Origin of the sequence: Winogradskyella ouciana (assembly GCF_965284585.1) — a bacterium.
Classification (GTDB): Bacteria; Bacteroidota; Bacteroidia; order Flavobacteriales; family Flavobacteriaceae; genus Winogradskyella; species Winogradskyella ouciana.
The window spans coordinates 2,276,521-2,290,022 of the sequence record NZ_OZ260095.1; the positions used below are offsets into that span (position 1 = coordinate 2,276,521).

The 13,502-nt window shown below is 33.8% G+C and carries 13 protein-coding genes; 6 read left to right on the plus strand and 7 right to left on the minus strand.

What is annotated here, in order from left to right; all coding sequences use genetic code 11:
* Nucleotides 1-39: 39 nt before the first annotated feature.
* The 5 genes from ACQ65V_RS10085 to ACQ65V_RS10105 all read right to left on the minus strand — a co-directional run bounded on the left by ACQ65V_RS10085 (nucleotide 40) and on the right by ACQ65V_RS10105 (nucleotide 4,763).
* On the minus strand, nucleotides 40-870 hold the full coding sequence (locus ACQ65V_RS10085) for a GIN domain-containing protein (RefSeq protein ID WP_430467796.1): 831 nt from the start codon (nucleotides 868-870) through the stop codon (nucleotides 40-42).
* 184 nt (nucleotides 871-1,054) lie between these two features.
* Entirely contained in the window at nucleotides 1,055-1,783 is a 729-nt protein-coding gene (locus ACQ65V_RS10090; protein ID WP_430467797.1) for a head GIN domain-containing protein, read from the minus strand.
* Nucleotides 1,784-1,982: 199 nt separating this feature from the next.
* Nucleotides 1,983-3,776 (minus strand): PspC domain-containing protein, encoded by a 1,794-nt coding sequence (locus tag ACQ65V_RS10095; RefSeq protein ID WP_430467798.1) that lies wholly within the window; start codon nucleotides 3,774-3,776, stop codon nucleotides 1,983-1,985.
* The gene (locus tag ACQ65V_RS10100; RefSeq protein WP_155089741.1) at nucleotides 3,773-4,114 is read right to left on the minus strand and encodes a PadR family transcriptional regulator; all 342 of its coding nucleotides are present in this window, start codon (nucleotides 4,112-4,114) and stop codon (nucleotides 3,773-3,775) included. Before ACQ65V_RS10100 ends, ACQ65V_RS10095 begins: the two co-directional genes overlap by 4 nt.
* Nucleotides 4,115-4,316: 202 nt before the next feature.
* Nucleotides 4,317-4,763, minus strand: a complete 447-nt coding sequence (locus ACQ65V_RS10105) for a DUF4870 domain-containing protein (RefSeq protein ID WP_155089742.1) — start codon at nucleotides 4,761-4,763, stop codon at nucleotides 4,317-4,319.
* Nucleotides 4,764-4,910: 147 nt separating this feature from the next.
* Here ACQ65V_RS10105 and ACQ65V_RS10110 point away from each other — a divergent pair, with 147 nt between their 5' ends.
* From ACQ65V_RS10110 to ACQ65V_RS10130, 5 genes are all read left to right on the plus strand, one after another.
* Complete coding sequence (locus ACQ65V_RS10110) at nucleotides 4,911-5,366, plus strand: DUF4442 domain-containing protein (RefSeq protein ID WP_430467799.1); 456 nt, start codon at nucleotides 4,911-4,913, stop codon at nucleotides 5,364-5,366.
* 134 nt (nucleotides 5,367-5,500) lie between these two features.
* Nucleotides 5,501-6,328 (plus strand): TIGR00266 family protein, encoded by an 828-nt coding sequence (locus ACQ65V_RS10115; RefSeq protein ID WP_430467800.1) that lies wholly within the window; start codon nucleotides 5,501-5,503, stop codon nucleotides 6,326-6,328.
* Nucleotides 6,329-6,534: 206 nt separating this feature from the next.
* Nucleotides 6,535-6,732: a hypothetical protein gene (locus tag ACQ65V_RS10120; protein WP_155089745.1), complete on the plus strand. Its 198-nt coding sequence runs from the start codon at nucleotides 6,535-6,537 to the stop codon at nucleotides 6,730-6,732.
* Nucleotides 6,733-6,851: 119 nt separating this feature from the next.
* On the plus strand, nucleotides 6,852-8,450 hold the full coding sequence (locus ACQ65V_RS10125) for a helix-turn-helix transcriptional regulator (protein WP_430467801.1): 1,599 nt from the start codon (nucleotides 6,852-6,854) through the stop codon (nucleotides 8,448-8,450).
* 154 nt (nucleotides 8,451-8,604) lie between these two features.
* Complete coding sequence (locus ACQ65V_RS10130; protein ID WP_430467802.1) at nucleotides 8,605-11,172, plus strand: T9SS type A sorting domain-containing protein; 2,568 nt, start codon at nucleotides 8,605-8,607, stop codon at nucleotides 11,170-11,172.
* Nucleotides 11,173-11,241: 69 nt separating this feature from the next.
* Here ACQ65V_RS10130 and ACQ65V_RS10135 read toward each other — a convergent pair whose 3' ends face one another.
* Nucleotides 11,242-12,186, minus strand: coding sequence for a LysR substrate-binding domain-containing protein (locus ACQ65V_RS10135; RefSeq protein ID WP_273290732.1), 945 nt, complete (start codon nucleotides 12,184-12,186; stop codon nucleotides 11,242-11,244).
* 105 nt (nucleotides 12,187-12,291) lie between these two features.
* Here ACQ65V_RS10135 and ACQ65V_RS10140 point away from each other — a divergent pair, with 105 nt between their 5' ends.
* Nucleotides 12,292-12,771: a Dps family protein gene (locus ACQ65V_RS10140; RefSeq protein WP_155089747.1), complete on the plus strand. Its 480-nt coding sequence runs from the start codon at nucleotides 12,292-12,294 to the stop codon at nucleotides 12,769-12,771.
* A 286-nt stretch (nucleotides 12,772-13,057) separates the two neighbouring features.
* On the opposite strand, the gene ACQ65V_RS10145 is transcribed toward ACQ65V_RS10140, so the two are convergent.
* Nucleotides 13,058-13,480 carry a DUF2141 domain-containing protein gene (locus ACQ65V_RS10145; RefSeq protein WP_430467803.1) on the minus strand — a complete coding sequence of 141 codons (423 nt, stop codon included), beginning with the start codon at nucleotides 13,478-13,480 and terminating at the stop codon, nucleotides 13,058-13,060.
* Nucleotides 13,481-13,502 lie beyond the last annotated feature (22 nt).

Consider the following 13,502-nt stretch of genomic DNA (forward strand, 5'->3'; position numbering starts at 1 on the left):
TGATAAACTACGGCTTTCTTATTTGTAATTAGTTATGGTCTATAATTTCTTCTTTTGAAGCTTAGAGGTATCTTCAAACTTGGTGATTGTAATGGTTGGACTACCATACAAATAAATTTCGCTATCACCAGAAGATGCTATTGTAATACTATCCGAAGCTGAAATGGTTAAGTCACTATTATCTTCTAAAGTAGCATCTACGGTTTTAACATCAAATTTTGGGCTATTGAAGTTTGTTGAGTTATCCAGTCTTATCACAGAGCTGTTTGCTGAGCCTTCAATAACAGCATCAGAACGCAGATATAAATCAAAATCAGCTACTTTACTATTAATAAGTGCATCTAATTTGCTATTATCGCTAAGTTCTACTTTGGTTGAATCTGCCGTTAAATTTAATCGTGTTTTTGATTTACCAGTACTTTTGTAAACAAAATTCTTGGCTCTAATGTTTAAGTAGGCTCTAGAATTATCTGATGTAGTTAAAGATGCATCACCTAGTTCCATAGATGTTAATGATCTAATTTCGCCATCACCTCTTGTTTCAATATGCTGTAGGGCATCACCATAATTAACGGTTATAAGGAGTTTCTTTTTTGATGTAATTCGCATGGTTTCTACAAAAGTGAGTACACCATCTGCAACATCAAATTGTATGACATCATGTAGGTTATCATCTGCTTCTACATTTACGGAAGGCTTACTATTATATACAATTTCAATAGAAAAATCACCATTGACTACAATCGTATGAAAATCATCTATGTACGTTTGTTTAATGGTAACATTTCTGTCTCCTTTAATCTTTTCTTGTGCAAAAACGGTTGGAGCTGTCACCATTGTTGCAATCAGAATAAGTAATAATTTTTTCATGTATAATGTTTATTAAACTATAAATATGACACAAATCAAGGATAATGTCACTTTTAAAGCTATTAAACAAATATATACAAAAACCGCCCCAAACTCTATATAGAATTTAAAACGGTTTTTAATTGATTGATTGCTAAGTAATTACAAAAATATTAAAATTCTATTTTTGTGTTTTTTTTAGCGTTTAGTTTCCTCGTACACTGCCAGAAGAACTATCGGATTTATCTACTTTTTCTGGGCTGCCAGAATATCTGATATCAGCACCACTTGTTGCTCTTGCCGTTAGCTCTTTTGAAGTATTAACTGAAATATCTGCACCACTGGTGGCTTTTACTTTTGAGGTTTCAGCATTTAAGCCCGAAGCTTCAATATCGCTACCACTTGTAGCTTCGGCAATTAACGTTTTTGTTGTTCCGGTAAGTTTTATATCACTACCACTGGTAGAATGGCAATTTAAGGTTGTTGTATTAACATCTAACCTTATGTCCGCACCACTTGTACAGTTAAGTTCTAACTCATCAACATCTATGGTGTTGGTTGAATAGACGTCACTTCCGCTAGTTGCCTTTATGGCTGAAATGTCAACTATATTAAGATTAATTCTTCTAGAAGCCGCTCTTCTTATGTTTTCTGTAGTGTAGATTCTCAATACACCGTTTTCTGTCTCGGTCATAATAAGATCGTGAAGATTTTCATCTGCTTCTACATTTAGTGATACATCATTACTTTGTGTAATGTAAAGATCTAAACCTTGGCTCACTTTTATGGACTCGAAGTCATTTGAAATGGTTCTTTCTTGGGTTACAACATTTCGATTGCCATCTACTCCTTCTCCAAAATTCATGGAAAAGTCACAGGACAGCAACAATATGCTTAAAATACTTGTTACTACTACTCTTACTAATGTACTCATGATTTCTATTTTTTTCTGATTGATAATGATGATTGTTTCACCTAAACTGTTGCAATATCGGAAGCCATTAGGAATCCGATACTGCACAGCAAAAGTGATTTGATTGATTGGTTCATTTTTTGATTGATTGATGATACAAATTTGTATGATTTAATTATGGTTTTCAATTTAAAACTGACGAACTGTTGAATCTTTATCCTCAATTGTCATTAACTATAATATCAACACCATCTTCATTGATTTGAACGTTAACTTCAGACCTTTCTTCGTTGGACGAAGATGGTTCAGGAGTGTTTTCGTAAAATGGTGAATCACCTTCTATTTCTATAACGTCGTCCTCCTCACAATTAAGACACTCTACATCATCCTTTATAACTTTAAAGTATTTGCCACTTTTAGCATCTCTAAGAATATTATTGTTATACCCAATAGAGTAGCGTTGATATCGTCTTACATTTTTATCGGTATAAAGTATGGTTCCTTCTGGTATATAAAGAATTAACCTTACTTCTTGTTCACTGAACTTATTGTTAACATCTGTAGTTAAATAAGCATCAAGTTTCAGTTCATTACCAGATAATGCATAATTGTAATTAATATTTTCTGCGCGTTTTTTTGCTGTGTTATAATTGCTTCCAGTGGCTTCTTTTTCTACGATTATTGAGGCTACAGAATCTGCTGTTGATCTTACAATAAACCGAACATCGGAAGAGACAAGGTTTCGACCATTATCATCTTCAATAATTTTAAATCCGCTGCTATGGTCATAGTAATAACTGTTGTAATTATCCAAGCCAGTCATACTTAAATTTATAGTGTCTCCGGCTTTTATATTCAACTCGGTTTTAGTCGTTACTTTAGCATCAAACGCATGTTCTGAAGCTTGCTTTATTCCAATTATCACGAGACCTATAATGGACATTAACCACAATCCTAATAAGGTGAATTTAGCCACATTACCAATAGATTTTAGGTTGTTGACCAATATCTTTAATCCTAAATAGAATATAAAGAAGAATGGTATACCTATAGCAAAGAATAAAAGCATTGAGACTAACCAAATTGGAATATTAGCGGCATTGGCCACATCTATAAAGTCCATTCCTGGAAAGTGAACGGCATCCGTAATTCCGATAGAAAATAGGGCAACAATTAGAGCTATCAAGGTGCTAATACCAACTATAATTAAGATGACACCTATAAACTTTGCAATAACTTTAAGGAAGAACATTAAGATGTTTCCTATAGTGTCAAAAAACGTTTGGGAACTAGACTTTATACGATTACCTTGTTTTTTGTAATCCACATTTTTTACTGTATCCGAAATGCTTTCAGTAACATTGTCGAGTTCTTCTAATATCGTATTCCCTTTCTCTTTTAAATTAGCATTCTTTACAGTTTCTGCAACCGAATCAATGCCGTCCTTAATTTTTTTTTCAATGTTACTGATGTTCACAGGATCACCAGTCATGGTCAGTTTTTCGGCTGTGGTCTTTGCTTCTGGCACTAAGGCCCAGAAGATAAGATAGATAAAGATGAACGTACCACCAGATCCTATGGCTAATAATAACCATATCAATCGCATCCACATAGAATCGATTGCAAAATAATGACCTAAACCTGCGGCAACACCTCCTATATATGAGTTGTCCGTGTCTCTAAAAAGCTTTTTTGTTGGTCTTCGGTCATACGATTGTTTTGCGCGTGGTTCGTCTTCAAAGATTTCGTCATCAACCAAATAATCTTCTGGTTGTCCCATAATAGCAATGACTTCATCTACTAATTTAATACCAACAACTTGCTTGTCGTTTTCTATACGCTCCGAGAACAGTTCTGCGATGCGTGCTTCAATGTCCGAAATGATTTCCGAACGTCCTTGAGAGTCTGTAAATGAACGTTTTATAGCCTCAAGATAGCGTTGTAATTTAAGATATGCATCTTCGTCTATATGGAAGAATATACCTGCTAAATTTATATTGACTGTTTTATTCATTTTTTCGTTGTTTTTGTACTGGTTACTAGGTTAACTGCATTTTGTAAATCGCTCCAAGTGGAGTTTAATTCGTTTAGAAACAGTTTTCCTGTTTCCGTAAGACCATAATATTTTCTAGGCGGTCCAGATGTGGATTCTTCCCAGCGGTAACTGAGCAGTCCAGCATTCTTTAATCTTGTTAATAGCGGATAAATAGTTCCTTCTACAACAAGCATTTTTGCGTCTTTTAATGTGCCCAGAATCTCTGCAACATAGGCATCTTCATCTTTTAAGATGGATAAGATGCAATACTCCAGAACACCTTTACGCATTTGTGCTTTTGTGTTTTCTATTTTCATGTGTGTTTTCTATTTTTTATTAAAGTCACATGCAGTTCGCGCACGCAGCATATTGTTTCATTTAAAATTATTGATTGCGGATTGCGCTCGTGTCATTTGATATGGTTCTTTAATTCAATTAAACTGTTCATTTTTTGATTGATTATTGATGAAATACTGAAATAACACTTTGATTAATTTTAGCGTGATAAATCAGTTTAAATTATTTTAAAAAATTAATGGTCAGCGGATACTTATAGTTATTTCCATCCCTTGCTGCTAAACTTGCTCTTACGATCAGTGCTAATTCTATGATAAATGCTATTATAGCTAAGGCACCTAATCCACCTCCTATATATAATAGAGGAGAGGGTTCACCTACGTTGATATGAAAATCATGAAATCCATGAAAATCGATAAAATCTAAGCCTCTAAAAAGTTTAAAGATGAAAAACGGAACACTTATGGTACCTATAATAATGGCATACAACAAAACACTAATCTGAAAATTAATGGCCTGCTTACCATGTTGATCTATAAATTCTGACTTTTCCTTATTCGCTGCCCATAACACTATTGGACCTATAAAATTTCCAAACGGAATAATAAATCTCGAAAAGGTGGACAAATGAATAAATGTCGCTAAATTTTTATGGTGGTTGTCTATCATTTTTTAAAAGTATATAATAGTTTCTTATACAAATATATGTCTTTAAAAAGGTATTATGTTACACATAGTACTAAAAATTAACATTTTTTTAACATTAGTAGTGTTGGGATATTTCAATTATTTTAGTGGAAATTTTAAACCCTCAACATGAATATAACACCTTCTAAACTTAATAAATACTTATTATTTAAACTACCAGCAGCCTACTTTACAGGAGTAAGAACTAAGCATATAGATGATACAACTTGCGTGGTTTTTGTAAAACATCGCTGGATTAATCAAAATCCATTCAACTCTATGTTTTGGGCTGTGCAAGGTATGGCGGCTGAGTTAACGACTGGTGCATTGGTGATGAAAAAAATAAGGGAAAGCGGTAAAAAGATTTCTATGTTGGTGGCCAATAATAATGCTTCTTTTACCAAAAAAGCAACAGGAAGAATCACCTTTAAATGCGAAGAAGGCCATAAAATAGATGAGGCTATTGCAAAAGCGATTGAAACTGGAGAAGGACAAACCGTTTGGCTAAATTCAAATGGTGTTAATAATGATGGAGTGGAGGTGTCTTCTTTTAATTTTGAATGGACTTTGAAAGTGAAAAGTTAGAAGTAAAAAGTTAAAAGTTAATGTCATTGCGAGCAAAGCGTGGCAATCTCATTAATTCTTGCAATAATTTTATATGTAACAAAAACCAATTTTCCACAACATATAATTGAATCAACTAAAAACGAAAAAATATCATGGAAAAATTACCAGACTTTACAGACAGAAATGCCCACGAAATAGATTACCGAATTTATGGTGAAGAAATGCAATATGTAGAAATAGAACTCGATCCACAAGAAGCAGTTATCGCAGAATCGGGAAGTTTTATGATGATGGACGATGGCATTAAAATGGACACCATCTTTGGCGATGGCTCACAAAAAGATAAAGGCTTTTTAGGTAAAATTCTAGGAGCAGGTAAACGTATCCTTACAGGCGAAAGTTTGTTTATGACAGCGTTTTATAATGACCTTGCGGGAAAGCGAAATGTATCGTTTGCCTCTCCATATCCAGGAAAAATAATTCCGATAGACTTAAATGTATTTGGAGGAAAGTTTATCTGCCAAAAAGACGCCTTTCTTTGTGCAGCCAAAGGTGTAAGTGTTGGTATAGAGTTTTCAAAAAAATTAGGAAGAGGTCTTTTTGGAGGTGAAGGTTTTATTATGCAAAAGTTAGAAGGTGATGGTATGGCGTTTGTACATGCTGGCGGTACGATGGCAGAAAAGACTTTGCAAGCAGGTGAAACCTTACGTGTAGATACTGGTTGTCTTGTTGGTTTCACGCAAGGTGTGGACTACGATGTTGAATTTGTAGGAGGCATTAAAAACTCCATCTTTGGAGGTGAAGGTTTATTTTTTGCTAGACTACGCGGACCAGGAAAAGTTTATATACAATCCTTACCATTTAGTAGATTGGCAGGACGTGTTTTAGCGTCTGCAGCAAAAGGCGGAGGAAAGTCTAAAGGTGAAGGTAGTATTCTTGGCGGTTTAGGCGATTTGTTAGATGGTGATAATAGGTTTTAGCATTAAGCTTTTGTAAATCAATGACTTAAAATGTAAGAATTCTCTTTTATAATTATTTGTACTCAACGTCGTAATTATACTTTTAACATAATAAGCTGTTAAACTTATTAAATTCTTTCAAATTTTTTATAACTTGAAGTCGTTAATTGAAACAATAGCCTATAGAGAAAAATTACTTTTGTAGAACCTAAAACTTAAAATTACCTATGGCGAGAGCAATGTACGAGTACACTAAAACCGTACTCAGCAAGGTTAGTTTTGATGTGACATTATTCTGTAAGGAAGTGCAAAAAGCAGTAAAACGTTTACTGCCTCACGAACTCGAGGAATTAAGAATTTTTATTCAGTCCCTAATCAATCAAAACCCAGAATTAAATCAATGTCTAATATATTTAAAAGCATAAAAAAGAAGCGACTTACGAGTCGCTTTTTTATTTTAAACATTTATTAGACTTAACTTTTTTAATGTACGAATTCGTTTACTTTTCTTTAAAATGTTTAGTTTCGTAGTTCATATTTTTATATGATGAATTTCAGGATTACGGTAACCAAAACTTTTATTTTATTTCTGATTGCGCTTTCGCATTCTTTTTTGTGTTTTGCTCAAAAGGATTCTAGTGAACTGTATTTAAGATATATTGACTCTGCAGAATACAATATTCAGACCAATCCCAAAGCGAGTCTGCGATATCTAGACTCCATACCTAAACCAGTTGAAGATTATGTAGAAGGTCATTTAGCCGAATACTACGATGTCAAAGCCACATTGGATAATAGATTAGATAATCAATCTGATATTTACCAAAATCTTTTACTCACTTTAAAATATGCAGAACTAGAAGAGAAATATGAAATCGCAGGTAGAGCAAATTTAGAGTTGTTTTACAATGTATTCATCATTAAAAAAGATTCGTCTGCATTTGATTATCTTAAAAAATCAAACCATTATTTTGAATTAATTGACGATAAACACGGGCTTGCCGATGTAAAGCAGATGTACGCCTATGCTGAATTCTATAATAAAAATTATGAAGCAAGTAATCAATTGATAATAAATGATTTAGATTACTATAAGGCGATTGACGATGATGCATTTTATCAATTATATGCACTGTTTCTATTATCATCAAATTACATGTATTTAGATGATTTGGGTAACGCGCATAAATACTTTAACGAAATAAAGACCTTAAAAAATGATACCACGTTAACAGATTGGTTATATAACATCCATACTGTTACGCTCAATTGTAATCTGGCCGAGATTCATTTAAAGAACAATGCACAGGATTCAACATTTTATTATTTGCAGCGTGCCGCTGCAGCACGTAATATAATGGACAATTCTGATGTGGAAACATATTTTAAAACATACATAGAGGCTTATACAAGTATAGGAGACACAGAGAAAGCAAATGCTTATATCGATTCATTAAATAGGTTTCAAAAAGGGTTGTTGAAAGAGACGATTGTTGCAAATTATAACTCTAATAAGGTATTGGTAAATACTGAGGAAAAATTAGAAACCGAGTCAAAAAAGAAGCAGATAAATAAAACCTTGTGGATATTATTGCTGTTGTTGCTTTTATCAGCGGTAACTTTTTTTGCTATAAGGCACAAAAAGCTAAAAAGTGCTATCAATGATTTTATGGATAAACTCAATGAATATAGTTATTTGAAGAAGAACCATGAGAAGTTAAAAGTTAAGGTACAAGGGTTTGAAAAGTTTATTGAGGAATCTAAAAAGGAAATAAAAAGAATTTCTAACATCAACGATGCCAAAGAACAAAAAGAACAAATTAAGACTTTATACAGAAATATACATTTGCATTCTTCTACGCTTGTCGGTAATGGTACGGATCACCTCAATCTTATAAATGAACTCAATGTAGATTTTTTCAATGAGCTATCTAAAAGGCATCCTCAATTAAATGAATCAGAGATAATCATTTGTTATTATTTGTTTACTGGTTTCAAGAACAAGGAGATCGCAGCATTTTTAAATACTTCCCTAAGATCAATAGAAAGCAAGCGATACCGTATCGGTAAAAAACTTAAAATTAAAGATAAAGGACTTAGCCTTGTTGAGTATTTGTTAGATACATTTAAACACTTTTCTTAGTTTTTTTGTCATATTTCTTTTCTACAGGTTCAAAATGTTAAAATCACCTATTGTTTTATAGACTGCGTAGTTATTGCGTAATAGTTTATATGCCTTTTTCTCAGTTGGTTAAAGATATTTGTAATAGCTATTTATAACTTAAACCAATTTCACTATGAAAAAATTTTACATTTTAATTTTATGTCTATGCAGTTCAGTAGTTTTTGCACAAACTTTGGACTACAAAAAAGCTTCCACTAAAGAAGGGAGCAATTACTTCGATATAGTCAATGAAGTAAGAAACGAGATTACATTAAAGAAAAGCACTACTGACTTTACAAAAGCCGATATTAAGGCAGAAAAGCAATTTGAGCGCTGGGCATATTATTGGAAAGATAGAGTTGACGCTGATGGTAATTTTCCTAATGAGCTATTAGGTTATTATAATGCAGGTCTAATAAATGCTGATGGCTCTTTAAACCTTCAAAACATGGAGGCGAGATCGAGTCAGAGTCAACAACAATGGATGAATGTTGGGCCACAAACCGTACCAGATGCCAATGGTTACCCTAACTTTCCGCAAATGGGACGTTTGACTAACTTTATGAGGTTTACAAAAGTACCTGCTTCTGACAATGTTCTTTTTGTTAGTGCACCTAATGGTGGTATATGGAAATCAACAGACAATGGTGATACTTGGGCGCCAAAACTAGACTTTATTGCTGGTATTGGAGTAACGGATATGCGAAGTGCTTCTAGTGATGCAAACAATCCTGGTACAATATACGTCTCAACTGGAGATTACGATGCAGACCATATTAAATCCATTGGTGTTTTAAAGTCAACGGACTTTGGTGAAACTTATCAGTCAACAGGATTAACCTTTAGCCTTGCAGATAGGGAATCTACTTCCAATTTAATCGTAATTAACGACAATACCGTTGTAGTAGGTACTAACCAACATATTAAAAAAACAACAGATGGAGGTGCTACCTGGACCAATGTTTATACGCATCCTTACAATGATGCGCAGATAGGGAAATTCCATAGTCACGGCACTAATATTATGTGTGCCGATAGTTGGGGAGGATTAATGTTTTCTTCAGATAATGGTACCACTTGGTCAGTTATAAAACCTGAAGGTAATAGTTTTGAACGTCATTCAGTTACTGCTGATGCTGCCACTGGTATTTTTTATGTACAAGCAAAGTCTGGGCAAATCTCTACTTATAATCCTGGTGCTATGTCACCATCATTGACCACTTTAGGTGACCCAACTACTAATTATAACCCACAAGGTGCGTATAATATGGCCTTAGTTGTTAAAGATGGATTAATAATTAGCGGAGGCGTTGATGCTATAAACTCAGAAGACAATGGATCGGTATGGTACACTACATTAAATAATGCATGGGTAGATAATAGCTCAGCAGGCTCTTATGGCCATGCTGATATACACGAGATGGGTTATCTAGATTCGGGTTACTCGTTTTGGGCTGTAAATGATGGAGGTTTAATATATGTTACTTACCCAACCAAATCAGAGGAAAAACCTCAGGTAGATTATATTTCTAATAGCGTATTGATAACACAATTGTATTCAGTAGCTATTTCGCCACAGAGCGAAGACCACAAAATTATGGGTAACCAAGATAATGATGGTTATAGTTTGGAGATGAAGGATGGTACACTTAAATGGGTAGCTGCTTTAGCTGGTGATGGAACCAGTACAGCAATCGATTACACTAATCCTAGCATTAGGTATCTAGGTGCTCAAAATGGGGCGCTTATAAGAACAGATTCGGGGTTTGCAAATAATTACGATGGAGATGTAGATGTTAACACACCTTCAACCGGAGCGCCTTTTGTTTGGACTTTAAAGATGAATTCAACCACACCAACTACATTGTATGGTGGTTTTGCGGAAGTTTATAAAACCACAAATAAAGGAGACACGTGGTCCAACCTTAATTCTGGTGCAGGACAAATAGAGTATATTGAGACCTTTGGTAACAATTTGTTTGTTATAGGTGCTAATGGAGGTAGAAAATCAACTAATGATGGGACTTCATGGTCAGCACTTACGGAGCCTGAAGCTTTAGCAAGAATGAATTCTGTAAGTTTCAATCAAACAAATCCTAACACGGTATATACTACTGTAAGAGGTTATGTAGATGGTTCAAAAGTTTTTAAGTCAACGGATGGTGGTTTAACTTGGACTAATATTTCGGCAGGTTTACCAAATATCTTAGCCAAACAAGTTGTGCTAAAACAAAACCAAAGTGAAGAAATTTTGTTCTTAGGTACAGAGTTGGGTGTGTATTACAAAGTTAGTACGGATAATTGGTTACCATTGGGACAAGATTTGCCTAATGTTATTATCAATGACTTGGAAATTAATTATACGGTTGATAAATTGATTGCTGGTACTTATGGAAGAGGACTGTGGGAAGTAAGTATTAACAATAGTACTTTGGGTGTAGATGAGGTTGAGTTGGATGATAGTACTGCACCTTCTATTTACCCTAACCCTGTTTCTAGCGGAGAACTTCATATTAAATTAAACTCGGCAACACCAGAACTAGACTATGTAATGTACAACGTAGTTGGAGGCATTGTTAAACAAGGAACACTTGTATCTGGTGATAATAAGTTAGACGTTACCAATGTGTCATCAGGAGTTTATGTAGTAAGAATGACCAACGGTAAACACGTGTCTACCCAAAAAGTTATTTTAAAATAAGGTAGATTAATAGCACTTATTCAATCCTTAATTAAAGCCTAAAAACTTTGTTTTTAGGCTTTTTGATTTTTAGTTTGATTTAGCCAAAGGACTAACAATCTCAACATTACTAAAAGCTATAGCTCCACGAATAATACCAGAAATTGAACTGTGTAATGCATCAATAATTTGCATCTTAAGTTCACTTTTATGATATATTAAACTTACTTCTCTTGCTGGAGAAGGCTCGGCAAAGTGTCTAAGGTTTGGATTCAATTTTTCTTTAATATCTAAAGTGTGTAAGTAGGGAAGGAGCGTCATGCCCATGCCTTCGTTAGAAAGTTTTATAAGTGTTTCAATACTGCCGCTTTCTAACTGAAAATGATCATCTATCTGATTTTTAAAGGCTTTACATAAGTTAATGACACCATCTCTAAAACAGTGTCCATCCTCTAATAGCAACATATCGTCAATTTCAAGATCAGAAACTTCGAGGGTTTTCTTGTCACGTAGTCTATGGTTGGTAGGTACATAAGCAACAAAGGGCTCGTAATACAAAGGACGCTCTTTTATATTGTCGCTCTCTAAAGGTGTCGCGGCAATAGCAGCGTCTAAGTGACCATCGCTGATACGAGTTATGATTTCTTCAGTGGTAAGCTCTTCTATTTTTAATTTTACTTTCGGGTATTTTTTAATGAAATTATTTAAGAACATTGGTAAAAGGGTTGGCATTACAGTTGGGATAATACCCAATCTAAACTCACCACCAATAAACCCTTTTTGTTGATCTACAATATCTTGAATACGTTCCGCTTCATTAACAATGTTCCGAGCCTGAAATACAATTTTCCTACCAACATCTGTGAGCTCAATGGGTTTTTTACCTCTGTCAAAAATGGTTACATCTAATTCATCTTCAAGTTTTTGGATCTGTGTGCTTAATGTGGGTTGAGTAACAAAACATTTTTCTGCTGCTTTTGTAAAATTTTTATGTTCTGCTATGGCTAATGCATATTTAAGTTGTGTGATTGTCATAAGTATTCATTTAGGCTATAAAAATATAAAAACTATTTATAAAAACTATAGTTTAAAAGCTTTAGTTGTGAACTAAATTTGTTTTACCAAAAAATAGAAAAGATTATGACATTAAATAGTATAGGTTTAGATACCGAAAAAACAAAAGAATTAGCAGATGAGTTAAATCAATTGTTGGCAAATTTTCAGTTGTATTACCAAAACTTAAGAGGCATACATTGGAATATTAAAGGAAGAGCTTTCTTCGATCTTCATGTAAAGTTTGAAGAGTTGTATACAGATGCAAATCTAAAGGTAGATGAAATTGCAGAACGTATTTTAACTTTAGGAGCAACACCGTTGCATACGTTTGATGATTACACCAAAGCAGCAAAAGTTCCGGTAGGGAAAAACATTTCTCAAGATAATAAGGCAGTTGAGCTTATTGTGGATTCTCTCACTGAACTACTTAAAATTGAACGCTCTATTTTAGAATCTTCTGATGAGGCCAATGACGAAGGTACTAACGCCATGATGAGTGATTTTATCACCGAGCAAGAAAAAACAGTATGGATGATGAAGGCTTGGTTGGGTGAAACTGTTTAATTAAAAGAGAAAAACCCTTAGAAATTAATCCAAAGGTTTTTACGATTTTTCCTCAATTTTATTATCTTGTGTCCAAGAACTTTTTCTTAAAAAAATTCAGGGCTTATCTCACTAATCCTGACACAAGAATTTTAATTTTAGCGAAAGTTCAAAGGTGCGAAAAATCTCATTTTTCAGATATTAAATATATCATAAAGTACTGTTAAAAATGATTAATCGCAGATCATAAAAAAGGTCGTTAGCAACATTGCTAACGACCTTAATTTTTTACTTGGAATATGTCATATTAAAATCTAATATTTAACTCTAAATCTTTGTCTTCAACTTTAAATTTAGCATCATCATATTGTGGCGGTCCCATTAGCATAACGTTGTTAGACATACCGAAGGATTCTTTTGGCATACCATTGTCTTGAAAATCCATTCTTCCATTGCTATTTTCATCGTGCAAAGCTAAGATGGCATAATCACCTGGTAGAACATTCTCAAATGTAATTGTAATTTTCCCATCCTTAATTGCAGATTCTGCATCTTGGATTCCTTTCCCTTTCATAAAGGTTTCAGATGTGTGTAGAGACATTAATACTTTTCCGTTGTCATTAGTTACATTGTCTATTGTAACTGTGACTGTAATACCATTGTCTTCTTCCTGTGAAAATCCAATAGCTGTGGCTAATACTAGTGCGATTGATAAAATAAAATTCTTCATAATAATTGTGTTTAATGGTTAT